Below are 24,239 nucleotides of genomic sequence, written 5' to 3' on the forward strand. Positions count from 1 at the left end.
ATTTGGTGATATCTATCACGTTACCGCCTAAAAAAAACTCAAGATCCTGTTTTTGACTTATAACGAATTATTTTACTTCGTGTAACAACTTATTTACTGTTTCTTATCCTGTTATATAAGCAATCGATTGTATTGCCGTTGTCGTTTTTTTTGTTATTTTGGTGATACCTATAGGCGTTATAAAGTTAGTACAACTAGGGCGGGCAAATGGTTAAGGTATCTTTAGAAAAGGATAAGATTAAATTTCTGCTACTGGAAGGCGTTCATCAAAGCACAGTAGACAAATTGAAAGCGGCTGGGTACAGCAATATTGAATATCATAAAGGGGCATTGGAACCAGAAGAACTGAAAGAAGCAATTCGTGATGCTCGGTTTGTGGGGATCCGTTCCCGTACTCAGTTGACAGAAGAAATTTTTTCCGCAGCGGAAAAATTGGTTGCTGTGGGATGTTTCTGTATTGGTACTAATCAAGTTGATTTGAAAGCCGCAGCAAGACGCGGTATTCCTGTATTTAATGCACCATTCTCCAATACCCGATCAGTCGCTGAAATGGTATTGGGTGAATTGCTGTTGTTATTGCGCCGCATTCCTGAGGCGAATGCAAAAGCACATAAAGGTGTATGGGATAAGCAGGCAAAAGGTTGTTATGAAGCTCGCGGAAAGAAACTAGGCATTATTGGTTACGGCCATATCGGTACACAGCTTGGTATTTTGGCTGAAAGTATTGGTCTGAATGTTTATTTCTATGATATCGAAAATAAATTGCCATTAGGTAATGCACAGCAAGTCCATCATCTATCTGAACTATTAAATATGAGTGATGTTGTGAGCCTGCACGTACCTGAAACAGCTTCGACCAAAAATATGATTGGTGCAACAGAGCTGGAATTGATGAAACCAGGTTCAATTTTGATAAATGCTTCACGCGGCACCGTGATAGACATTCCTGCATTAAGTGAAGCATTGGAAACCGGGCATATTTCTGGCGCGGCGATTGATGTATTCCCAGAAGAGCCGGCAACAAACAGCGATCCTTTCATCTCGTTATTAACAAAATTTGATAATGTATTACTGACACCGCATATTGGTGGATCGACTCAGGAAGCCCAAGAAAATATTGGTGCTGAAGTCGGAGGTAAGTTGGTGAAATACTCTGACAACGGTTCTACGCTGTCTGCGGTTAATTTCCCTGAAGTTTCACTGCCTGTTCATGCCAAAGATACTAACCGTTTGCTGCATATCCATGAAAACCGTCCCGGTATCTTAACCAGCATCAACCAAGTGTTCACTGCTCAAGAAATCAATATTGAAGCACAATATCTGCGAACAGAAGGCGATATTGGTTATGTGGTTATTGATATTACAGCGCAGAGCACTGCTGAAGCCGAATTGGTATTGCAACAACTGAAAGCTTTGCCTGGTACAATCCGTTCCCGGTTGCTTTATTAATTCACTAAGAGTGAAAGAAGGGCTGTTGAATATTTAACAGCTCTTATATCAGTTAAAGATTCACGCCCATTGCCATACTTTTTCTGGTGTAATAATTTCCGGTAAAGGAATATCCCAACTTGCACTGGGTAATGTTTCCACTAGCTGGAAATTGTGTGCTAACCCTATCGGGTAAAAGTTCTGTTGTTGCCATTTTGCGAGAGTCCTATCGTAGAAGCCGCCTCCCATACCCAAACGTTGCCCTGTACAATCAAAAGCAACGAGTGGTATGAACATGACATCAAGTTCAGAAACAGGCAAAACCTGCCGGATATCCAGCGAAGGTTCTTCTATATTGAATTGATTCCGAATCAGGGGAGTATCGGCACAGTAACGCAGGAAAAGTAAGTGATTCCGGCTGAAAGGATGCAATACTGGCAAATAGACTTGCTTGTTTTGTTGCCAAAGTTGTTGGATTAATGGACGTGTATCCAATTCCCCATCGAAAGAGAGATACAGGGCAATTTTGTTAGCTTGCAGAACCTTCGGATGAGCCATGACTTGTTTGGCTGCTTGCAGGGCAAATTGCGCTTGTTGCTCGGGGGATAAACTTTGACGTAGTTGTCGAATTTTTTTTCGAATGGATTTTCGGAGAGAAAAAAAAGAATCTGATTGCATGATACCTGCCTGTTTAATGCAGAAAAGGATACAAAACAGATAAAAATTAGGGTTCTCCAAGATGCCGTTGCAGGTGGTAACCCTTGAACCCTTGGTTCAAGGTGAACGTAGAGTCGTTTCTATTAGGCTTCTTGGTCTGGCCAAGCATGCTCACAAGAAACAGAGCACTACATTCTATAGGTATGAAATATCGGCTCAGGGGACTTCCCCGCTCACGCACACCTCAGAGAAATTTTTTGTTGCTTAAAACGCTAAATAGGCTCTAAACAACGCTATGGAGCCTATTGTATGGAACTAAATGAAGAAAGCAACTGCTTATATTCATCTATAGTGACTACTGCCTGATTTATCAACAAGAATGAGTTTATTGACAGGTGGAACATCAGGTAATTTTACCTTGTTCTAACAATGCGTTTTCAATAGTCTGCTGGAGCATTTTTATTTTTTGTTCCATATTGTAGGCATAATCACGGGTTTTCATTTTTTCTTGTGCTAACTCGTGACAAACATTCAGCGCCACAATAAAAACCAGCTGCTCAGTGTTAGTTACTCTGGTGCGTTCTTTGAGGTTTTGCAAACGTTGATCAAGCTCCTCAGCAGCAGCTTGCAATGCTTCTATCTGCTCTGGTGGACAATTGACACGTAATGACCGCCCAAAAATCTGAATATCTACTGGTTGTGCAGACATGACACCTTCCTGATTTATTACTGTGCCGAAACCTTGATTTTGACATATAGCCCTTATCCTTCAAATTGTAGCTTTATTGGCTGAGTAACAACTTGAAATCTATTGGGCATAAAGTAAATTTTGGTATAAAAACAAGGCCGACACCAATCATTACCGTACAATACCAAAAGCGCCCCCTCCTTATATCGGTGTATGCTGTCTGGTATAGCGACTCCCCTTGATGGTAGCATAGCATGAACTTATATCGCCAACGATGATCAATATACATGTCTATACAAAACTCATTACCTAATTATCAGTCATTTGATGAAATTTTGCATCAACAGTCCGTTGCACTGACCGCAGCAGAAATGCACGGCTTAATCAGTGGATTACTATGTGGTGGAAATCATGATAGTAGTTGGCAGACATTGGTGCATGATCTCGCTAATGATGGTCTGGCATTTTCTCAGGTTTTATCCGTACCCCTCCGGGAATTGCACGAAACGACCTTTGAATTGCTTGATGACAGTAATTTTGCATTTAAGCTACTGCTTCCTGATGAAGAAGCCGGTGTTTTTGAATGTGCGGATGCGTTGGCGGGATGGGTGAACCATTTTCTATTGGGATTAGGTGTCGCAAATCCAAAATTGACAGAAAAACCAGAAATTAAAGAAATTGTCACCGATTTACGTAATATTGGCATGTTGGGGTATGACGAGGAGGAAGATCAAGAAGAGCTATCCCAGGCTCTTGAAGAAGTCCTGGAATATGTTCGTGTTGCAGTTCAGCTCTGTTATATCGCTTTAGCAATGCCGAAAACTTCAGGTAGTGCAAAAAATGAAAAACCAACATTGCATTGATTGGTGATATATACCTAATAAATTTCAAGTTGTAGCACAATAGCAAATGAACGAATCCCGAAAGCATAACTACTGTGCGATTGGGAGCGGGTAAACGCGGCTGACAAAGCAGCAGCTTGAAAGATAAAGGGTATCCTAACTAATAATAATGAAATCGCAGGAGAGGGTATGACTAAACAAGAATATTTATCCCGTCGTCAGGCACTATTGTCAAAAATGGCACCGGCCAGTGCGGCCATTATTTTTTCTGCCCCGCCTGCGACACGTAATTCAGATAGCGAGTATCCTTATCGCCAGCACAGTGATTTTCTTTATCTGACAGGTTTCAATGAACCGGAAGCGGTTTTGATACTGATCAAAAGTGATGAAACTCACAATCATAGCGTACTGTTTAACCGCGTCCGTGATTTGAATGCGGAAATTTGGTTTGGCCGTCGTCTTGGGCAAGAAGCCGCATTGGAAAAACTGGGCGTGGATCGTGCTCTGCCATACGATGATCTCAACGAACAGCTCTATTTACTACTGAATGGCTTGGAAGTGGTTTATCACGCGCAGGGAGAGTTTGAATACGCTGACAACATCGTATTTAGTGCCTTGGATAAATTGCGTAAAAATAGTCGCCGTAATCTCAGTGCCCCGTCTGCTATGGTGGATTGGCGTCCATGGCTGCATGAAATGCGCCTGTTCAAGTCGGAATCTGAATTGGAAATCATGCGCAAGGCTGGGAAAATCAGTGCGCAGGCGCATACCAGAGCCATGCAGGTTTGTTGTCCTGACATGTTTGAATTTCAGCTTGAGGCTGAGATTCATCATGAATTTACCTATCAGGGTGCACGTTATCCTGCCTATAACACCATCATTGGTGCAGGAGAAAACGCTTGCATTCTGCATTACACAGAAAATGAACGTCGAATGAAAGACGGTGATTTAGTCTTGATCGATGCAGGATGTGAGTATGCAGGGTATGCGGGCGATATTACGCGGACATTCCCGGTCAATGGCAAATTTACTCGTCCACAACGTGAAATTTATGACATTGTGCTGGAAGCCATTAATGTTTCTCTGGAGTTATATAAACCCGGCGCCAGCATCCGCGGAGTCACTGAGCAGGTTGTGCGTATTATGGTCAATGGATTGGTAAAATTGGGAATTATGCACGGTGAAGTCGAACAATTGATCGAAACTAATGCTTATCGCCAATTTTTCATGCATGGTTTGAGTCACTGGTTGGGACTGGATGTACACGATGTGGGCAATTACGGTGTTGAGCGTGATCGCATACTGGAACCCGGCATGGTGCTGACAGTAGAGCCGGGGCTTTACATTGCACCGGATGCGGATGTTCCGTTGGAATACCGCGGCATTGGTATCCGCATTGAAGACGACATCGTGATAACGGAAACCGGAAATGAAAACCTGACTGAGCATGTCGTAAAAGATCCCGATGAGATAGAAGCGTTGATGGCACAGGCGAAACAGGGTTAAGGTTAAAATAATCAGGAAGTGATAATGAACGTGATTATTGTGGGTGGAGGAATGGCGGGAGCGACACTGGCACTGGCTATTTCTTCGCTGAGCCGGGGGCTGTTGCAAGTCTCCTTAATTGAAGCCGCAGAACCCACTCAGGAACATCCGGGTTTTGATGCGAGAGCCATTGCCTTGGCTTATGGTACATGTCAGCGCTTGGATCAGATCGCTATTTGGTCTGCGCTGAAACATTGTGTGACACCAATCACTCACGTTCATGTTAGCGACCGTGGTCATAACGGTTTCGTCAATATCCGCGCTGATGATCATGATATTCCGGCATTGGGTAATGTGATTGAATTGCATGATGCCGGTATCCATCTGTTTGATTTACTGAAACAATCACCGAATATTAAACTTTACTATCCGGCTACAGTGAATTCCGTCGAGCGTCTGGAAAATTCTGTCACTGTTACGCTGAATAATGGTGAAAAACTGACAGGGGAATTGCTGGTGGCTGCGGACGGTAGCCATTCTGCGATAGCTCAGGCGTGCAATATTCCATACCAGCGACAATCTTACGATCAGGTAGCGATTATCGCCAATGTCCTGACTTCTGAGCACCCCCAAGGAAGAGCGTTTGAACGCTTTACTGAACATGGCCCGTTAGCTCTCTTGCCTATGTCTGAAGGGCGCAGCTCTTTGGTGTGGTGTCACCCACTGGACAAACAGTCAGAAATCAATGGTTGGAGTCAGGCCGAATTTATCCAACATCTGCAACAAGCATTTGGCTGGCGTTTAGGGAAAATGTTGGAAACCGGTCAGCGGTACAGTTATCCATTGGCTTTATCGACAGCAAATCGGCAAATTAGCCATCGTCTGGCACTGGTAGGCAATGCCTCCCAAACTTTGCACCCGATTGCCGGGCAAGGTTTTAACTTAGGTATGCGTGATGTTATGGCATTGGCGCAGAGCATTTCAGAAGCGGCTATTGCAGGGCAAGATATTGGAGCCTATAAAATACTGGCTCAATATCAGCAACAGCGCGAGGCAGATCGTGAAACGACAATTGGTATCACGGATGGATTGGTCAGATTATTCGCCAATGACGACTTGCCGTTAAGAATCGGGCGAAATTTGGGCCTGATGACGATGGAAACATTACCACCGATACGGGATCTATTTGCACGCCAGACATTGGGTTGGGTTACCCGGTCAGCTTAGGCAGATTAAGAGGAAAGAAAAACATGCAATCATTTGATGTGGTGATCGCAGGGGGCGGTATGGTTGGCCTTGCGCTGGCCTGTGGTTTGCAAGGTAGCGGTTTGCGCATCGCGATTGTAGAAGAACATCCACCGACAAAGCAATTTGATGCCAATGAGGAACATGCGTTGCGTGTATCGGCCATCAATGCAGCAAGTGAACGTTTACTCACTCATCTTGGTGTTTGGCAGAATATCCTTGCGATGAGAGCGAGTCCTTATCAGGGCATGGAAGTTTGGGATCAGGATAGTTTCGGCCGCATTCAGTTTAATGCGGCCGAAAATGGCCTGGCACATCTTGGGCATATCATTGAGAATCATGTAATCCGACAAGCGCTTTGGCAACGTGCGGAAAATTTGTCAGATGTGACGATTCTTACCCCATCCACCCTCCAGAACGTTGCCTGGGGAGAAAATGAAGCCTTCATCACTTTATCTGATGGGAGCATGCTAACTTCGCGCTTAGTGGTTGGTGCAGACGGCGCACACTCTTGGTTACGTCAACATGCCGATATTCCACTGACTTTTTGGGATTATGAGCATCATGCGTTGGTAGCAACTATTCGCACTGAAGAACCACATCAGGGCGTTGCACGTCAGGTTTTTCATGGTGATGGAATATTAGCTTTTTTGCCATTGTCTGATCCTCATTTATGTTCAATTGTTTGGTCACTGCCGGCTGAATCGGCACAACAGCGCAAAACCATGGAACCTGAATTGTTCAACCGGCAGTTGGGTGTGACATTTGACATGCGGCTGGGCCAATGTGAATTAATCAGCGATCGACAAACTATTCCATTGATGGGGCGTTATGCCCGCAACTTTGCTGCGCATCGTTTGGCACTATTGGGGGATGCGGCACATACCATTCATCCTTTGGCTGGTCAGGGTGTCAATCTGGGGTTTATGGATGTGGCAGAACTGATTAGTGAATTAACCCGGCTGAATTGCGAGGGAAAAGACATTGGTCAGTATCTTTATTTAGGGCGTTATGAACGTCGTCGTAAACACAGTGCTGCAGTTATGTTGGCAGGCATGCAGGGATTCCGTCAGTTATTTGATGGCAATAATCCGGCTAAAAAGTTATTGCGAGGGGTTGGATTAGCATTGGCTGATCACTTACCGGGAATAAAACCGCAATTGCTTCGCCAAGCAATGGGTCTCAATGATCTCCCTGATTGGCTAATTTCCCCAACCACTTCGGTTGAAAAAATCTAATTTATCTCCCCGTTTAGGATTAGATTTTTTTATATTAGACTAAGGTGTGTGCAGTTGATTTGCTTCACACTTTAGTCATTTTCTAATCTAAAAAGATTGATTCCTGTCATTTATTGCGAATATTGAGCGCTTTGACGCAATAAATTAGACAAAAATTCTGCATGATAGTAAGCGTTTTTTCAGATTATCACACCAATGCTGCTAATTTATTTTATGGTTCATTTCCAGTTTCAGTGATAACTTCTGATTCTAAGGTATCGTTTGCGTGATTAACCGCTTCTTTGCTTCATGATCCAACATCTGCCGGTTAATGCGCCGTATGTTTTTTCAGGTCACGAATGTTTTCATGTCAAGAATGGAAAGAGGGAAATAATGTCAAAACACACCCCACTATATGATCAACATCTGGCATGCGGAGCACGCATGGTAGATTTTCATGGCTGGATGATGCCTCTGCATTATGGTTCACAAATCGACGAGCATCATATCGTGCGTACTGATGCTGGTATGTTCGACGTTTCCCACATGACTATTGTGGATCTGCATGGCCTAGGTTGCCGTGATTTTCTCCGTTACCTTCTGGCAAATGACATCGCCAAATTGACCGAACAGGGCAAGGCGCTTTATACCGGAATGCTGAATGCTTCTGGTGGCGTGATTGATGACCTGATTGTCTACTTCTTCACTGATAACTTCTACCGTATGGTTGTTAATTCAGCAACGCGTGAGAAAGATTTAGCATGGATTAACCAACATGCGGAGAAATATGACGTTGAGATTACAGTGCGTGATGATTTGGCTCTGATCGCTGTTCAGGGGCCAAATGCACAGGCTAAAGTTCAATCACTATTAAGCGATGAACAAAAGCAGGCTGTAACCAGTATGAAGCCTTTTTTTGGCGTCCAGTCCGGCGATCTTTTCATTGCGACGACGGGTTACACCGGTGAAGCGGGTTATGAAATTGCGTTACCAAAAGAACACGCAGCAGATTTCTGGCAACAGTTATTAACCGTAGGTGTAAAACCTGCCGGCTTGGGAGCACGTGACACATTACGTCTCGAAGCGGGCATGAATCTTTATGGTCAAGAGATGGATGAAACCATTTCGCCACTGGCCGCCAATATGGGATGGACAATTGCCTGGAAACCGGAAGATCGTCAATTCATTGGCCGTGAAGCGCTGGAAAGGCAGCGTGAAACAGGTACAGAACAATTGGTAGGGTTAATCATGCGTGAAAAAGGCGTGCTGCGCGGTGGTTTAACCGTCAGTTTCACCGATAATTCAGGCGAAATTCGTTCTGGTGTGATTACCAGCGGAACATTCTCTCCAACTCTGGGATTTAGTATCGCCCTTGCACGTGTACCACGCGGTATTGGTGAACAAGCGATTGTTCAGATCCGTAATCGTGAAATGCCTGTTCAGGTTGTGAAACCGGGTTTTGTACGGATGGGTAAACCACTCGTAGACTGATTTTTGGTTGTAATGTTTTGATTGTTGTAATGTTTTTATTAATCAATAAGAAACAAGGAGATGGCAACGATGAGTCATGTACCAGCAGAATTGAAATATACAGAATCACACGAATGGGTTCGTTCGGAAGGAAATGGTGAATATACAGTAGGTATTACCGAACATGCTCAACAATTATTGGGTGATATGGTATTCGTTGATTTGCCTGACGTCGGTACAGAGGTAAACAGTGGTGATGATTGCGCAGTTGTAGAATCAGTTAAAGCTGCTTCTGATATCTACGCACCATTGAGTGGTAAAGTCATTGCTGTCAACCCTGAGTTGGAAGGCACACCCGAATTAGTGAATAGTGAACCGTATAACGAAGGTTGGCTGTTCCGTATCAAAATTACTGATGAGAGTGAACTGACTAATCTGCTTGATGCTGAAGGCTATCAGTCACTTTTAGAAGAAGACGAATGATTGTATTGACCGCCCCATATCACGTTGTGAATGGGGCTTTTTTTATGTGTGCCGTTTTTAGCTAGTTTCAGGAAATTATCATCAATGACTCAGACATTAATCCAACTTGAAAATCAAGGTGAATTCATTCGTCGCCACATTGGTTCTTCTGCTGAACAGCAAACAGAAATGTTGGCGATGGTTGGTGCAAATTCTCTTGACGATCTGACAAATAAAATTGTTCCTCGCAATATCGCATTGTCAGAACCGCCAGCAATCGGTGAAAGTGCAACAGAACAACAGGCACTGGCTGAATTAAAGGCAATGGCGAGCCAGAACCAGCGCTATCAATCTTATATTGGCATGGGGTACGCGCCATCGATACTTCCTCCTGTCATCTTGCGTAATTTGTTGGAAAACCCGGGCTGGTATACTGCCTATACTCCTTACCAACCCGAAGTTTCTCAAGGTCGACTGGAAGCTCTGCTCAATTTCCAGCAAGTTACGATTGACCTGACGGGTTTGGATCTTGCGTCTGCTTCTCTGTTGGATGAAGCAACCGCAGCGGCAGAAGCCATGGCAATGGCAAAACGGATCAGCAAGTTGAAGAATGCTGAGCGTTTTTTTGTGGCCGATGACATTCATCCACAGACATTAGATGTTGTGCGTACCCGTGCTGAAACATTTGGATTTGAAGTCATTGTTGATAAAGCAGAAAAAGCACTGGAGCTAGAAGGTGTCTTTGGTGTCCTGTTGCAACAAATTGGCACAACGGGCGAAGTTCACGATTACAGTGATCTCATCGTGAAACTGAAAGAACGTAAAATCATTGTCAGCGTCGCGGCAGACTTCATGGCACTAGTCATGCTGACGGCACCGGGTAAACAAGGGGCTGACATTGTATTTGGTTCTGCACAGCGCTTTGGTGTGCCGATGGGATACGGTGGCCCTCACGCCGCCTTCTTTGCCTGCTGTGATGAATTTAAACGTTCCATGCCGGGGCGTATTATTGGTGTTTCCCGTGATGCAGCGGGTAACAGGGCATTGCGTATGGCAATGCAAACACGTGAGCAACATATTCGCCGTGAAAAAGCGAACTCTAATATCTGTACCTCTCAAGTCTTGCTGGCGAATATTGCGGGTATGTATGCGGTTTACCACGGCGAGAAAGGCTTAAAGCGCATCGCTGGCCGCATTCATCGACTGACTGATATCTTGGCTGCTGGCTTGCAACAAGCGGGTATCACACTGCGCCATAAAACATGGTTTGACACGTTGACGGTTGAAGTGGCGGATAAAGCTCAGGTCTTGGCCAGAGCGGAGAAAGCGCAGATTAACCTGCGTACCGATATTTTTGGTGCTGTTGGTGTGTCATTGAGTGAAAAAACCAGCCGCGATGACCTGATAACCTTATTTCAGGTTCTGACGGGATCGGACGCTGTATTGGATCTCGAAACGCTCGATAGCACAATAGCGAATGACAGCCACTCTATCCCTGCCAGCATGCTGCGTAATGATGAGATTCTGACGCACGATAACTTCCGCCGTTATCATAGCGAAACTGACATGATGCGTTATATGCACAGTCTGGAGCGTAAAGATTTGGCGCTGAATCAGGCAATGATCCCGCTGGGATCGTGCACCATGAAACTGAATGCGGTCGCAGAAATCACGCCGATAACATGGCCTGAATTTACCGACATACATCCTTTCTGCCCGACAGAGCAGGCACAAGGTTATCATCAGTTAATCGGCCAGCTTTCCCATTGGTTGGTGCTATTGACTGGATATGATGTATTTTGTATGCAGCCAAATTCGGGGGCACAAGGGGAGTATGCTGGTCTATTGGCGATTCGTCGCTATTACGCCAGCCGTGGTGAGCAGCATCGTCATATTTGCTTAATACCAAGTTCAGCGCATGGTACAAACCCTGCCTCGGCACATATGGCAGGCATGACAGTTGTGGTTGTGAACTGTGACAAAGAAGGCAACATTGATCTGACCGATTTGCGTGAAAAAGCAGAAAAGCATCGTGACGATCTGGCTTGCATTATGGTGACTTACCCATCGACTCACGGTGTGTATGAAGAAACCATTCGTGAGGTTTGCGACATTATCCATCAAAATGGTGGTCAGGTTTACCTTGATGGTGCGAACATGAATGCTCAAGTGGGGATCACGACACCGGGTTTCATCGGCGCAGATGTTTCGCACCTGAATCTGCATAAAACCTTCTGTATTCCACATGGTGGTGGTGGCCCGGGCATGGGGCCGATTGGTGTGAAAAAACACCTTGCACCATTTGTGCCCGGTCATTCAGTGGTGGAAATGGATGGCGTTACGACACTGGGGGCGGTATCCGCAGCGCCATTTGGAAGTGCTTCCATTTTGCCAATTAGCTGGATGTATATTCGCATGATGGGCGCTAAGGGACTGAAGCAAGCCAGCCAGGTTGCTATCCTGAATGCAAACTACATCGCTGCTCGCCTGAAAGGGGCTTATGAAATCCTTTATACCGGACGTGATGGTTACGTTGCTCATGAATGTATTCTGGACATTCGCCCATTGAAAGAAGAGTTTGGTATCAGCGAAATGGATATCGCCAAGCGTCTGATTGATTATGGTTTCCATGCACCAACCATGTCATTCCCTGTTGCGGGTACTTTGATGGTTGAGCCAACGGAATCAGAAAGCAAAGTTGAGATTGATCGCTTTATTGACGCAATGCTGGCAATCCGTGAAGAAATTCGCAAAGTGGCAAAAGGGGAATGGACTTTGGAAGATAACCCACTGGTTAACGCGCCACACATTCAGACTGAACTTGTTTCTGAATGGAATCACGCATACAGCCGTGAAGTTGCCGTTTTCCCAACTGCGGAAACACAGGCCAACAAATACTGGCCGACGGTGAAACGTCTGGACGATGTTTACGGTGACCGCAATTTACATTGTTCTTGTGCGCCGATTGATGACTATCGTTAATGACAGTTTAGATTGATTTATTGTTAACCCCCGTCTGGTAAGACGGGGGAAATCATATGATGAAAACTGTGCGATCAAAACTTGATAATCAAGACGGTAGCTTATTATCAGATAAAGATGGAAATTATTTCAGCCAGCCTTTTTCCTTCGCTGCTTCTAATTGCGGTAAAAGGTATTGCCACAGTTCAGGATAACTTTCGGAAACAAAATGGAGCAGGTTGTAAACTTGTTCAAAACGAATGTCATTTTCGATCCAGCTCTGGCCTTGATTATGCAGGTTCATAAATACCGGCATGACTCTGTCGAGTGTTTTGGCAAAACGCGCTTCAGGGGTAAGGGCATCTTCGTATTCGTGCCACAGTTCCAGAAAATATTCTCTCTGTGCTTCCGGCAGTAAACCGAAAATACGGTTAGCTGCTTTAACTTCCTGTTCTTGAATGGCTGCACGGGCAGCCAGATCGAATGCAATCACATCACCGGCATCGATTTCAACAATGTCATGAATGAGAGCCATTTGCACGACACGACTGATATCCACTTCGCCGGCATAAGGAGCAAAGCCGAGAACGGCAATAGCGAAATGCCAGCTATGTTCAGCGGAGTTTTCGTGTCGGGTATTGTTCAGTAATTTCGTTTTGCGATGGACATACTTCAATTTATCCAGTTCCATGATAAACGCGATGACATCAGTAAAAGGGCCGAAATTAACAGGGGGTACAGCTAATGACATATAGAAACCTCAATAATTATTTTTCTTCGTCTAATGAGTAAGGTAATGCTTGGATGGTAAGGGCATGACCTTCATCTTCACGGACACGGAAAACACTCTCTGTTTCCATATCGTTGTTCATGACAACTTGCACCCAGACTAAATCGTCAGCCAGTTTAACCGCAGCCAGCACTGAACCTGTCCGGCGCCACTTATCACCCAATTGCCATTCCAAATCATCGCCAGCGGCAGGCAAAGAAGAGGCACTGCCCGCCAACCAATACATAGCTCGCTTATTTGCACCGCGGTACTTGGCACGTGCCACCATCTCCTGACCGGTATAACAACCTTTCTTAAAGTTGATACCATTTTTGATTGCCTGGAGATTTGTCGCTTGTGGAATAAGCTGTGCGCTGTTGGCTGGATCAATCACAGGAAATCCCGCTTCAATTTCCAGCGCCAGCCATTGTTGGCTGTCATTCAATTGTGATTGCAACTTCTCGGAGAATGTTTCGGCTAATTGGGCAGCCGTTGTACTGTCTGTAACTAAAAGAAAACGTTCAGTAGGAAGTGACAGATGGAGAAGTGTTGTTGCTTCATGTTGGATAACAGGAGATTCAGCATCGGGCAGAGCAGGGAAGAAGGTTGCCAGTGCTTCTCGGCTTCCTGTTCCCGCAACACCGAGCAGGACACTTTCGTCATCTTTGGCAAAAGTCACTTTGGAAAACACAGCATACTTTTTCAATTCAGTTAATTGCGTGTCCAATACTGAACGACGTTCAATATAGGCAAAACCTTCTCCACGTCGAAACAGACGTAGATTACTCCACATTTTTCCTTTGGCATCACAATGTGCAGTCAACACATGTTGGTTTTCATCCAAGGAAGCCATATCTGCTGTCACTTGGCCTTGCAGATATTTCTCCGCGTCAGCGCCAATGGCTGTCACCATTCCCCAATCATCAAGGGAAATTAAAGTCGGTGGGAGTGTTGCAGAAGGGAGGGGAGATTGTGCAGAAAACGGAATTTGGTAAGCCATAACAACTCCTGCCAGTAAGCTATCTGAGAAATAACACTAATGGTAAAAGAGAAGTTGCTTCATGCAAAGGGGTTATTCCCGTTATTTACCTTTCAAACATTCGTTATTGGGTTGTTGCGATACGCTTCGCAAGTTGTCGATATATCCAGACATTCAGCCGTAGCAGATGATGAAAAACAGGTTAGAATCGTTGATAATCCCGCTTGATGAAAAATGATAAAGAGGCTTTTTAAACATGGATATTGGTAATAAAGCGCGTATTCACTGGGCATGTCGTCGTGGAATGCGTGAATTGGATATTTCTATCATGCCATTTTTTGAGTATGAATATGATTCCTTGAACGATGACGACAAGCGGGTTTTCGTTCGTTTGCTGGAGTGTCCGGATCCTGATCTTTTCAACTGGCTCATGAATCATGGGCGTCCTGAAGATGATGAGCTTTTCCATATGGTGCAATTGATCCAGAGCAGAAACCAAGCCCGTGGTCCTGTGGAACAATAAATTAAGCATCTCCCGTCAGACTTACCTGTTTTCTATCGGTATACATGGCGGCATCGCTGTGGCGGCTTTATTGGCGCCGTGGCCGGCAAACGGTATTTTTTTCTGGCTCCCATTGCTTGCGATTATTATGATTAGTTGGATATGGAGTCAGAAAAATATTCGCCAGTGTCAGGGGCGACTGGTGCTATTTAAGGGCAATAAAGTGCACTGGCAAAAAGCAGCGTGGAGTATCGCTCAACCACCGTGGTTTAGCTGCTATGGAATGGTCGTCATACTCCATGCTTTTGTGCAGGCAGAAAATGCACGCCATCAGCCACCGGTCAGATTGTGGGTGGCATCAGATAGTCTGTCGCCAGAAGCATGGCGCCATCTAAACCAGCTTATGCGCCAATATTCTGTTAAAAAATAGCTAAAAACATCATTGGGATCGTTAGAATAGTGCTTCCATTTCAGCCAATATCTGCATACACCATTCACTTAAACGCTCATCGGTTTGTTCGAACTGGTTTACATCATCCAGAGCTAGCCCGACAAACTGCTTACCATCGTCAGATAGTGGTTTTGGACTGGTAAACTCATAACCTTCTGTTGGCCAGAAACCAATAAACTGTACACCTGTTGGTCGCAGGTGATGATACAGCATGCCTAACGCATCCAAAAACCATTCACCGTAATCGATTTGATCTCCCATGCCATACATGGCAACGATTTTTCCTGCCAGATCCAATGACGGAAGCTGATCCCAAATAGCCAGCCAATCTTCTTGCAGTTCTCCGAAATCCCAAGTTGGGATACCGAGGATCAAGACAGAATACTCTTCCATCAATTGCGGATCGCAATCCTTGACATTATGCAGATCAATGAGATCTTCACCGAGTATATCGCGTATTTTTTCTGCTACCATTTCTGTATAGCATGTACTGGAGCCGTAAAAGAGACCAATTTTCATCATTATTTATCAGGAAATGTCGAATATCAGGGGTGGCATTGTAACAGAATAATCGCTTTTTCAGGCATAATAGCCGATTGGAAGGCGCATATAGAAAGGAGGGCTTGTGCCAAGAAAACACAACCTATCAGAAAGCCATTTATCAGAAAATAAGGCATCAGAAGAAAATTCATCAGAAAACAGTTCATCAGAAAACAATTCTCAGAAACAACATCCAACGGAACCGCATCCAGCGGCTAATCCCCTGATAGAACAATTTCTTGATACCATCTGGCTGGAAAAAGATTTGGCTGAGAATACGCTGGTTTCTTATCGGCTTGATTTACAAGCTCTGAACAATTGGCTGGTGCATTATGACCATAATTTACTTTCTGTACAGACTATAGAGCTACAATCATTTTTGGCTGAACGGGTAGACGGCGGTTATAAAGCGAGTAGTTCAGCCCGCTTGCTGAGTGCAATGCGACGGTTGTTTCAGTATCTTTATCGTGAAAGAATGCGGAAAGATGATCCAACTGCGTTATTATCTGCGCCTAAATTGCCTAAGCGTCTGCCTAAAGATTTAAGCGAAAAACAAGTTGAGAATTTGCTCAACGCGCCTGTGACTGACCAGCCGATTGAACTGCGGGATAAAGCTATGCTTGAAGTGCTTTATGCGTGTGGATTACGAGTCTCGGAATTGGTTGGTCTGACGTTATCGGATGTGAGTTTACGTCAAGGTGTGGTCAGGATAGTCGGTAAGGGAAATAAGGAAAGATTAGTCCCTTTAGGGGAAGAAGCAGTTTACTGGCTGGAAAATTATCTTGAGCATGGGCGTCCCTGGTTATTGAATGGCGCGGTATCTGATGTCTTTTTCCCCAGTAAGCGGGGAACGCAGATGACACGCCAAACTTTTTGGCATCGGATCAAACACTATGCCGTATTGGCCGAAATTGATGCCGAACGCTTATCACCCCATGTTTTGCGCCATGCTTTTGCAACACATTTACTTAATCATGGCGCTGACTTACGCGTTGTGCAAATGTTACTGGGCCATAGTGATCTCTCTACAACTCAGATTTACACTCATGTAGCAACCGAACGCCTTAAGGTGCTACATCAACAACATCATCCTCGCGGGTAACTGCGGAGAAAGATGCAAATAAGGAACAAACAATGAAGAAAATTGCGTTTTGCCTTTCTTTAATACTGACTGCTTTTGCCAGCAATGCTTTCGCTGATGAAAGTCCTATCAATAAGTCACTGTCTAAAATGGGAATCAAGGCAGAAAATATTACCCCATCACAGCTTTCTGGCGTGAGTGCCGTTTTAACTGAGCACGGCATTATTTATATGTCTAATGATGGTAAATACTTGTTACAGGGACCACTGTATGAAATTAGTGGCAAAATACCCAAGAATGTCAGTAATCAGGTTTTGATTAAAAAACTGGATGCTTTGAAAAATCAAATGATTATTTACAAAGCACCGAAAGAAAAACACGTTGTTACTGTCTTTACTGACATCACTTGTGGTTATTGCCGCAAGCTGCATGAAAGCATGCAGGAATATAACGATCTGGGGATTACTGTTCGTTATCTGGCATTTCCTCGTCATGGCCTGCAACATGAATCAGCCAAAGAGATGCAGTCTATTTGGTGCAGCGCGACACCGAACAAATCTCTCAATGCGGTTTTCAAAGGTGACAAGGTTTCTCCAATTAAAGAATGCAAAACTGATATCGCGAAACAATATCAGCTAGGCTTGCAATTCGGCGTTCAGGGTACACCAGCGATTATCCTTGAAGATGGTAGCGTGATTGGGGGTTATTTGTCGCCGAAAGATTTATTAGCTATGTTGGATCAGCGTGGTGAATAACTGATAATGTATCAAGAAATACAACTCCGCCGCCGACCGGAGGCGGATTTCAGCCATCTTCCCAACAATATTCATCCGTTATTGCGCCGGTTATACGCCATGCGTGGTATACGTCAGGCAGAGGAACTGGAGCGCGGAGCAAAGGGATTGCTTAATTACCAATCCCTTAACGGCATTGAACAGGCAGTTGCTTTGCTTATCACCGCATTGCGGGAACATTGGCGTATTGTGATCGTCGGAGATTTCGATGCGGATGGGGCAACCAGTACCGCATTGTGCATTCGTGCATTGCGTGCAATGGGATATCGTAGCCTTGATTATCTTGTCCCCAACCGTTTTGAAGACGGTTATGGCCTGAGCGTTCAGGTTGTTGATGAAGTCGTCAAAAAAGGCGCAGAGCTGATTATCACAGTGGATAACGGGATCTCATCCCATGATGGTGTCACTGCGGCACATCAACACGGTATTAAAGTTATTGTCACTGATCACCACTTGCCGGGTGAAACATTGCCCGCCGCCGATGCCATTATCAATCCCAATTTGGCTGATTGTGCCTTTCCTTCCAAAGCATTGGCGGGTGTTGGCGTTGCATTTTATCTGATGTCTGCACTCAGGGCGGAATTACGCCAATTGTCATGGTTTGAGCAGCAAGGCATACCATTACCTAATCTGGCGGAATTACTGGATTTAGTGGCATTAGGCACAGTGGCAGATGTGGTTCCCCTTGATACCAATAATCGTATTTTGGTATATCAAGGACTAAATCGCATTCGGGCAGGGCGATGCTGCGCGGGAATACGGGCACTGCTTGAAGTTTCCAAACGAGAATCCACAAAATTGGCTGCTAGTGATTTGGGTTTTGCATTAGGGCCACGATTAAATGCTGCCGGACGTCTGGATGATATGTCTGTTGGGGTGGCGTTACTGCTGACAGATGACATGATGCAAGCGCGTCAGATTGCTTGTGAGTTGGACGGCTTGAACCAGACTCGTCGGGAAATTGAACAAGGCATGCAGCAAGAAGCCTTGCAGATTTGCGATAAAATCGAGCGTACCCATACCCAATTACCCTATGGCCTGGCGATTTACCATCCTGAATGGCATCAGGGCGTAGTGGGTATTTTGGCCTCGCGTATTAAAGAACGCTTTCATCGTCCGGTTATCGCTTTTGCCCCTGCTGGTGACGGTACGCTAAAAGGATCGGGCCGCTCTGTAAATGGCTTGCATATGCGTGATGCGCTTGAACGCCTTGATACCCTGCATCCGGGATTGATGTTGAAATTTGGTGGTCATGCGATGGCAGCGGGATTGTCGATTGAACAAGACAAATTTGACTTATTTCAGCGCCATTTTTCTGCATTAGTGGCAGATTTGCTGGATATCGCCCAACTTGAAGGTGTGGTCTGGAGTGATGGAGAACTGGCATTGGATGAGTTGTCGCTGGAGGTTGCAGAAATCCTGCGTGATGGTGGCCCGTGGGGACAGGCGTTTGCAGAGCCGGTATTTGACGGCAAATTCAAGTTGTTACAACAGCGAATTGTTGGTGAAAACCATCTGAAAGTGATGCTTGAACCATTAAATGGTGGACCAATGCTGGATGGCATCGCATTTAATATCGATGTTAATCGCTGGCCGGATAACAGCGTCAAAACGGTAGAACTGGCTTATAAATTGGATATTAACGAATTTCGTGGTAATCGGGATATACAGCTTTTGATCCAACATATTTGGCCTTACTGAACTGCTTGAGTCTGATGATGTGGTAAATCTCCGGAAATGCTATAAACCCAGTGATAGATCCGTTAGAATACGCGGTTCGAAAATATCCATGCGACCATCATTTATTCATAATACACAACGTATAAGACACGAAATATGTTTGAAATTAATCCGGTAAAAAACCACATTCAGGACCTGTCTGAGCGGACAGCAGTTCTGAGGGGGTATCTTTGACTATGATGCCAAGAAAGAACGCTTAGAAGAAGTTAATGCTGAACTGGAACAGCCTGATGTCTGGAATGAACCGGAACGGGCACAGGCGTTGGGTAAAGAGCGTTCATCACTGGAAAGCATTGTAGAAACCATCGATCAACTTGATCAGGGATTGGAAGATGTAAACGGTCTGCTGGAATTGGCCGTTGAGGCTGATGATGAAGAGACCTTCAATGAAGCAGTCGCTGAATTGGAACAGTTAGAAGAAAAACTGGGCCAGCTTGAATTTCGTCGTATGTTCTCTGGCGAATATGACAATGCAAACTGTTATCTGGATCTTCAGGCAGGTTCTGGCGGTACAGAAGCGCAGGATTGGGCCAGCATGTTGATGCGTATGTACCTGCGTTGGGCTGAATCCAAGGGCTTTAAGACAGAAATCATTGAAGAATCTGATGGTGACGTTGCAGGTCTGAAATCCGCCACTATCAAGATCATGGGTGAATATGCTTACGGTTGGCTGCGTACAGAAACAGGTGTTCATCGCTTGGTACGTAAGAGCCCGTTTGACTCAGGTGGCCGCCGTCATACATCATTCAGTTCTGCCTTCATCTACCCAGAAGTAGATGATGATATTGATATTGAAATCAATCCGGCTGATTTACGTATTGATGTATACCGCGCCTCTGGTGCTGGTGGTCAGCACGTCAACAAAACTGAATCGGCTGTACGTATCACCCACGTACCGACTGGCACCGTCACTCAATGTCAGACAGATCGTTCTCAGCATAAAAACAAAGACCAGGCGATGAAACAGTTGAAAGCGAAACTGTACGAACTGGAAATGCTGAAGAAGAATGCTGATAAACAAGCAATGGAAGAAAACAAATCGGATATTGGTTGGGGCAGTCAGATCCGCTCTTACGTTTTGGATGATTCCCGCATTAAAGACTTGCGCACCGGTGTAGAAACCCGTAACACGCAATCTGTGCTGGATGGTGATTTGGACAAATTCATTGAAGCAAGCTTAAAAGCTGGCCTATGAGGAACTAAAATGTCACAACAACAGCAGGGAGCTGAACAAGCTCCTGACTTAAATAATGAACTGAAAACACGCCGTGAGAAACTGGCTGTACTGCGCAGCAACGGCATTGCTTTCCCAAATGATTTTCGTCGCGAAAACATTTCCGAAGATCTGCACGCAAAATACGATGGCAAGACGAAGGAAGAGTTGGAAGAGCTGGATATCGAAGTGACCGTTGCTGGTCGCATGATGACACGTCGCATCATGGGCAAGGCCTCTTTTGCAACCTTGCAGGACAAGGGCGGCCGCATTCAGATCTACGTTTCCCGTGATGATTTGCCGGAAGGTATTTACAATACTCAGTTCAAAAAATGGGATTTGGGTGACATTTTAGGTGCACGCGGTAAGTTGTTCAAAACTCAAACGGGTGAACTTTCCATTCACTGTACCGAACTGCGTCTGCTGACTAAAGCATTGCGTCCACTGCCGGATAAATTCCACGGTTTGGCGGATCAGGAAACCCGTTATCGCCAGCGTTATTTGGATCTGATCTCGAACGATGAATCACGTAAGGCATTCCAGATTCGTTCTCGCGTGATGTCTGCATTGCGTAACTTCATGACCCAGAAAGACTTCATGGAAGTTGAAACGCCAATGATGCAGGCGATTCCGGGTGGTGCAAGTGCGCGCCCGTTCATTACGCACCACAATGCGCTGGATATCGACATGTACCTGCGTATTGCGCCAGAACTGTATCTTAAGCGTCTGGTTGTCGGAGGTTTTGAGCGCGTTTTCGAAATCAACCGTAACTTCCGTAACGAAGGCGTTTCTCCGCGTCACAACCCTGAGTTCACCATGATGGAACTCTACATGGCTTACGCGGATTACCAAGATCTGATTGTACTGACCGAAGAACTGTTCCGTACTTTGACTCAAGAAGTGTTGGGTACAACGCTGGTGCAATATGGTGAACAAGAGTTCGATTTCGGCAAACCTTTCGTCAAAATGACCATGAAAGAAGCGATCTGCAAATATCGTCCAGAAACCAATATGGCGGACTTGGATGATATGGATAAAGCCGTTTCTATCGCGAAATCCTTGGGCATTGACCTTGAAAAAGGTTGGGGCTTAGGTCGCGTTCAGTGTGAAATCTTTGAAGAAACCGCAGAAAGCCACTTGATTCAGCCGACTTTCATTACAGAATACCCGGCAGAAGTTTCTCCGTTGGCACGTCGTAACGATGAAAACCCATTCATTACTGACCGCTTTGAGTTCTTCATCGGTGGTCGTGAAATCGGTAACGGCTTCTCGGAGCTGAATGACGCGGAAGATCAGGCAGAGCGTTTTGCAGAACAAGTTCGCCAGAAAGACGAAGGTGATGACGAAGCGATGTTCTACGATGAAGACTACATCACTGCACTGGAACATGGCTTGCCACCAACAGCGGGTTTGGGGATCGGTATCGACCGTATGGTGATGTTGTTCACTAACAGCCATACTATCCGTGATGTCATCCTGTTCCCGGCAATGCGCCCGAATAAATAATCATTTTTTGATTAAAATCTGCCAAACGCCCTGCCAGATTAACTGGCAGGGCGTTTTTATACATATAAGAAAGAGTGAAGCAATCGGCTGAAATATAGACAAATATTAACGATAATCACTTGCTGAGATCGGGTAACAGGTATATATTTGTCAACGCTACTTCATTGAGGCGAGTGTAGTTCAATGGTAGAACGAGAGCTTCCCAAGCTCTATACGAGGGTTCGATTCCCTTCACTCGCTCCAAATAAACCTCTATCAAAGTCTATCAAAGTCAGGTAATGCCAGTAATATCAATACCGTAGTAGTATAAGGATCTCGGACACCTCAAAAGCCTGCTAATGTTATTCACATGACAATGAGGTGTGACGATGAAATTGAAACCGACCAAGCGCCACTATTCCGCTGAATTTAAGCTGGAAGCAGTTCAACAGGTTGTTCTCCATCAACAACGGGTTCTCGATGTCGCCCGTTCATTGGGGATCGATAACAGCACGCGGGGAAAATGAGTTCGCCAGTACAAGGCCGAAATGCAGGGAACAATGCGCTGGAAACGCGGCATCTTGAAGGACGGCTGGTTTTTCACTCAGATCAAGGAAGTCAATACAGGAGTAAAAGGTTTCGCCGTTTACTCTGGCAACATAAAATTATCCAAAGCATGAGCCGCAGAGGCAACTGCTATGATAATTCCCCCCATGGAACGGGTATTCCGGAGTTTGAAAAGTGAATGGCTCCCGCCAGAAGGGTATCAGGACATTCATGAGGCAATAAGGGATATCACCCACTATTTGGGCGTGTATTACAACGAAATCCGTCCTCATAGCTTTAATGGGGGAATTTCTCCTGCTGAATATGAAAGATAGTGGGAAGAGGCTAGAAATGTGTCCGAAACTTCTTGACCGCTAAACTGCCCAGATATGGTGCTCTGAAATGACATATGACAACCAGGTCTTAGTGGTTATATAAAACAGAAACCGTGTAGGGGAGAAACATTTTAGAAAAGGCCATATGGAAACATAAGTAGTTTCGGATGCTATTTTCAGGGGCGCTGTTTTGTCATTTAGGGGGGAAAGTTTATGAGCTGGCATTACCGTTATTAATCTACGATATGACCCGTTCATCGGAAATTATGGGCTGGATGCGTGCTGCCGAGTTTCTACCTTATATTCTTCTGGCCGCAGTGATCGGAGTTTTGATTGATCGAGTGGATCGTAGAGTTTGGTCTCAATGGATGATTGCAGGACAGATTGGGTGTTTGCTGGCTAGCTGGTTAGCTATTGAGTTTGGTTCAAACCCATTGTGGGTGTTATTCCCTTGTGCCTTCTTTATGATGGCTTTTAACTTTGGCTACCTTAACGCCAGAATGGGAATGCTGAAACATGCATTACCCGAAAAATTGCAAGGTGCAGCTATCTCCAGTATGAGTTCACTGAATAGCCTGTTCCAGGCACTTGGCCCTTTGCTGTCGGGGGTAATTATTTTATTCTCATCCTCCCATATTACTTTTCTATGGATAGCATTATTTCTGTGTATTGCTTGGTGTTATTTGTTCAAAATGCCGTACGAAAAAGAGGTACTCAGAACTACCGAAAATGTAAGAACGTCTATCGTTAAAGGTTGGCAGATATTAAAAGCTAATATTCCATTATATCATATGGCGCTGGCTATCATGGTATTAAATACTTGCTCAATAGTGTTTTCTCTGCAAGCGATCTATTATGCCAAAACTTCTCTGGCCATGAACGCTGTTAACATTGGCTACATGGTGTCTGCGGGCGGAATAGGCGCGATACTAGGCTCGTTATTGGCAGTTCGCCTACGAAACCGATTTGGTTTAGGGTTAGTGTTGATTGTGACTATGACCATTCAGGCAGTTGGCTATCTTTTGATTCTATTTTTTAACCATTCTGTCATGTTAATTTTTGCTTTCTTCTGGGCGAATTTCTTCGAAATAATCGCAGCTCTTCTTGTTTACACTTACCGTCAAGAAAGTGTCAAAGCAGAGAATCTAGGGAGAGTCATGGGTATTACTGGCACAATATTTAAATTAGGCTTACCTTTCGGTTTGTCTATTTCTGGATATGTGATTTCGTGGGGAGGGATAGCTCTGCTGTTTATCGCTTGTGCAGTGATTCAGATTAGTACAGGACTTGCGTGTTACCTGAGCCCAATGATGAGGGTGAAATAGTCTACGATAACATAGGCTTACTGG

Annotated in this window: 22 protein-coding genes, 1 tRNA gene, 1 other RNA gene and 1 pseudogene; 19 read left to right on the forward strand and 6 right to left on the reverse strand. The window is 44.9% G+C overall.

Features of this window, described 5'->3' with window-relative positions:
• Nucleotides 1–207: 207 nt before the first annotated feature.
• Entirely contained in the window at nt 208–1,449 is a 1,242-nt protein-coding gene (serA, locus tag Xenpb_RS08030) for a phosphoglycerate dehydrogenase (RefSeq protein WP_187653840.1), read from the forward strand.
• 60 nt (nt 1,450–1,509) lie between these two features.
• Here serA and Xenpb_RS08035 read toward each other — a convergent pair whose 3' ends face one another.
• The 3 genes from Xenpb_RS08035 to zapA form a co-directional block, all read right to left on the reverse strand.
• Nucleotides 1,510–2,106: a 5-formyltetrahydrofolate cyclo-ligase gene (locus tag Xenpb_RS08035; protein ID WP_187653841.1), complete on the reverse strand. Its 597-nt coding sequence runs from the start codon at nt 2,104–2,106 to the stop codon at nt 1,510–1,512.
• A 49-nt stretch (nt 2,107–2,155) separates the two neighbouring features.
• A non-coding RNA gene (gene ssrS, locus Xenpb_RS08040) (6S RNA) lies at nt 2,156–2,339 on the reverse strand.
• A gap of 149 nt (nt 2,340–2,488) precedes the next feature.
• Nucleotides 2,489–2,794 carry a cell division protein ZapA gene (zapA, locus tag Xenpb_RS08045; RefSeq protein WP_047963623.1) on the reverse strand — a complete coding sequence of 102 codons (306 nt, stop codon included), beginning with the start codon at nt 2,792–2,794 and terminating at the stop codon, nt 2,489–2,491.
• A gap of 266 nt (nt 2,795–3,060) precedes the next feature.
• Here zapA and Xenpb_RS08050 point away from each other — a divergent pair, with 266 nt between their 5' ends.
• The 7 genes from Xenpb_RS08050 to gcvP all read left to right on the forward strand — a co-directional run bounded on the left by Xenpb_RS08050 (nt 3,061) and on the right by gcvP (nt 12,476).
• The gene (locus tag Xenpb_RS08050; RefSeq protein ID WP_187653842.1) at nt 3,061–3,636 is read left to right on the forward strand and encodes a YecA family protein; all 576 of its coding nucleotides are present in this window, start codon (nt 3,061–3,063) and stop codon (nt 3,634–3,636) included.
• Between the two features lie 168 nt (nt 3,637–3,804).
• Entirely contained in the window at nt 3,805–5,121 is a 1,317-nt protein-coding gene (pepP, locus tag Xenpb_RS08055; protein ID WP_187653843.1) for a Xaa-Pro aminopeptidase, read from the forward strand.
• Between the two features lie 24 nt (nt 5,122–5,145).
• Nucleotides 5,146–6,327, forward strand: coding sequence for a 2-octaprenyl-6-methoxyphenyl hydroxylase (gene ubiH, locus Xenpb_RS08060; protein WP_187653844.1), 1,182 nt, complete (start codon nt 5,146–5,148; stop codon nt 6,325–6,327).
• A 23-nt stretch (nt 6,328–6,350) separates the two neighbouring features.
• A complete protein-coding gene (gene ubiI / locus Xenpb_RS08065) occupies nt 6,351–7,583 on the forward strand; it encodes an FAD-dependent 2-octaprenylphenol hydroxylase (RefSeq protein WP_187653845.1) in 1,233 nt (410 codons plus the stop codon).
• Between the two features lie 372 nt (nt 7,584–7,955).
• Nucleotides 7,956–9,053, forward strand: a complete 1,098-nt coding sequence (gcvT, locus tag Xenpb_RS08070; protein ID WP_187653846.1) for a glycine cleavage system aminomethyltransferase GcvT — start codon at nt 7,956–7,958, stop codon at nt 9,051–9,053.
• Between the two features lie 69 nt (nt 9,054–9,122).
• A complete protein-coding gene (gene gcvH / locus Xenpb_RS08075) occupies nt 9,123–9,515 on the forward strand; it encodes a glycine cleavage system protein GcvH (RefSeq protein WP_187653847.1) in 393 nt (130 codons plus the stop codon).
• An 84-nt stretch (nt 9,516–9,599) separates the two neighbouring features.
• On the forward strand, nt 9,600–12,476 hold the full coding sequence (gene gcvP, locus Xenpb_RS08080) for an aminomethyl-transferring glycine dehydrogenase (protein WP_187653848.1): 2,877 nt from the start codon (nt 9,600–9,602) through the stop codon (nt 12,474–12,476).
• A 124-nt stretch (nt 12,477–12,600) separates the two neighbouring features.
• On the opposite strand, the gene Xenpb_RS08085 is transcribed toward gcvP, so the two are convergent.
• Complete coding sequence (locus tag Xenpb_RS08085) at nt 12,601–13,206, reverse strand: HD domain-containing protein (RefSeq protein WP_187653849.1); 606 nt, start codon at nt 13,204–13,206, stop codon at nt 12,601–12,603.
• Between the two features lie 16 nt (nt 13,207–13,222).
• Nucleotides 13,223–14,224 carry a tRNA-modifying protein YgfZ gene (ygfZ, locus tag Xenpb_RS08090; protein WP_187653850.1) on the reverse strand — a complete coding sequence of 334 codons (1,002 nt, stop codon included), beginning with the start codon at nt 14,222–14,224 and terminating at the stop codon, nt 13,223–13,225.
• A gap of 235 nt (nt 14,225–14,459) precedes the next feature.
• Here ygfZ and sdhE point away from each other — a divergent pair, with 235 nt between their 5' ends.
• Both sdhE and Xenpb_RS08100 read left to right on the forward strand, forming a co-directional pair.
• On the forward strand, nt 14,460–14,726 hold the full coding sequence (sdhE, locus tag Xenpb_RS08095) for an FAD assembly factor SdhE (RefSeq protein ID WP_047963635.1): 267 nt from the start codon (nt 14,460–14,462) through the stop codon (nt 14,724–14,726).
• Nucleotides 14,707–15,135: a protein YgfX gene (locus Xenpb_RS08100; protein WP_187653851.1), complete on the forward strand. Its 429-nt coding sequence runs from the start codon at nt 14,707–14,709 to the stop codon at nt 15,133–15,135. Before sdhE ends, Xenpb_RS08100 begins: the two co-directional genes overlap by 20 nt.
• 21 nt (nt 15,136–15,156) lie before the next feature.
• Here the strand turns inward: Xenpb_RS08100 and fldB are convergent, their stop codons facing one another.
• Nucleotides 15,157–15,675, reverse strand: coding sequence for a flavodoxin FldB (gene fldB / locus Xenpb_RS08105; protein ID WP_187653880.1), 519 nt, complete (start codon nt 15,673–15,675; stop codon nt 15,157–15,159).
• Nucleotides 15,676–15,919: 244 nt separating this feature from the next.
• Here fldB and xerD point away from each other — a divergent pair, with 244 nt between their 5' ends.
• From xerD to Xenpb_RS08155, 9 genes and pseudogenes are all read left to right on the forward strand, one after another.
• Nucleotides 15,920–16,798, forward strand: a complete 879-nt coding sequence (xerD, locus tag Xenpb_RS08110) for a site-specific tyrosine recombinase XerD (RefSeq protein WP_222942913.1) — start codon at nt 15,920–15,922, stop codon at nt 16,796–16,798.
• 32 nt (nt 16,799–16,830) lie between these two features.
• Nucleotides 16,831–17,532: a bifunctional protein-disulfide isomerase/oxidoreductase DsbC gene (gene dsbC, locus Xenpb_RS08115; protein ID WP_187653853.1), complete on the forward strand. Its 702-nt coding sequence runs from the start codon at nt 16,831–16,833 to the stop codon at nt 17,530–17,532.
• Between the two features lie 6 nt (nt 17,533–17,538).
• On the forward strand, nt 17,539–19,272 hold the full coding sequence (gene recJ / locus Xenpb_RS08120; RefSeq protein ID WP_187653854.1) for a single-stranded-DNA-specific exonuclease RecJ: 1,734 nt from the start codon (nt 17,539–17,541) through the stop codon (nt 19,270–19,272).
• Nucleotides 19,273–19,407: 135 nt separating this feature from the next.
• Nucleotides 19,408–20,506, forward strand: a protein-coding gene (gene prfB / locus Xenpb_RS08125; RefSeq protein ID WP_099113508.1) for a peptide chain release factor 2 whose coding sequence is annotated in 2 segments (ribosomal slippage) — nt 19,408–19,482 and nt 19,484–20,506 — 1,098 coding nt in all. Because the reading frame shifts where the segments join, the coding sequence is not laid out codon by codon here.
• A gap of 9 nt (nt 20,507–20,515) precedes the next feature.
• Nucleotides 20,516–22,030 (forward strand): lysine--tRNA ligase, encoded by a 1,515-nt coding sequence (lysS, locus tag Xenpb_RS08130; RefSeq protein WP_187653855.1) that lies wholly within the window; start codon nt 20,516–20,518, stop codon nt 22,028–22,030.
• Between the two features lie 169 nt (nt 22,031–22,199).
• Nucleotides 22,200–22,273: transfer RNA gene (locus Xenpb_RS08135), tRNA-Gly, on the forward strand.
• A 125-nt stretch (nt 22,274–22,398) separates the two neighbouring features.
• Nucleotides 22,399–22,536 (forward strand): transposase, encoded by a 138-nt coding sequence (locus Xenpb_RS08140; RefSeq protein WP_187653856.1) that lies wholly within the window; start codon nt 22,399–22,401, stop codon nt 22,534–22,536.
• 65 nt (nt 22,537–22,601) lie between these two features.
• A pseudogene (locus Xenpb_RS19930) lies at nt 22,602–22,890 on the forward strand (integrase core domain-containing protein); the annotation flags it as partial.
• Nucleotides 22,891–23,057: 167 nt separating this feature from the next.
• Complete coding sequence (locus tag Xenpb_RS08155; RefSeq protein ID WP_187653859.1) at nt 23,058–24,215, forward strand: MFS transporter; 1,158 nt, start codon at nt 23,058–23,060, stop codon at nt 24,213–24,215.
• Nucleotides 24,216–24,239 lie beyond the last annotated feature (24 nt).

The organism is Xenorhabdus sp. PB62.4, from assembly GCF_014467285.1.
In the GTDB taxonomy this organism is placed as follows: Bacteria; Pseudomonadota; Gammaproteobacteria; order Enterobacterales; family Enterobacteriaceae; genus Xenorhabdus.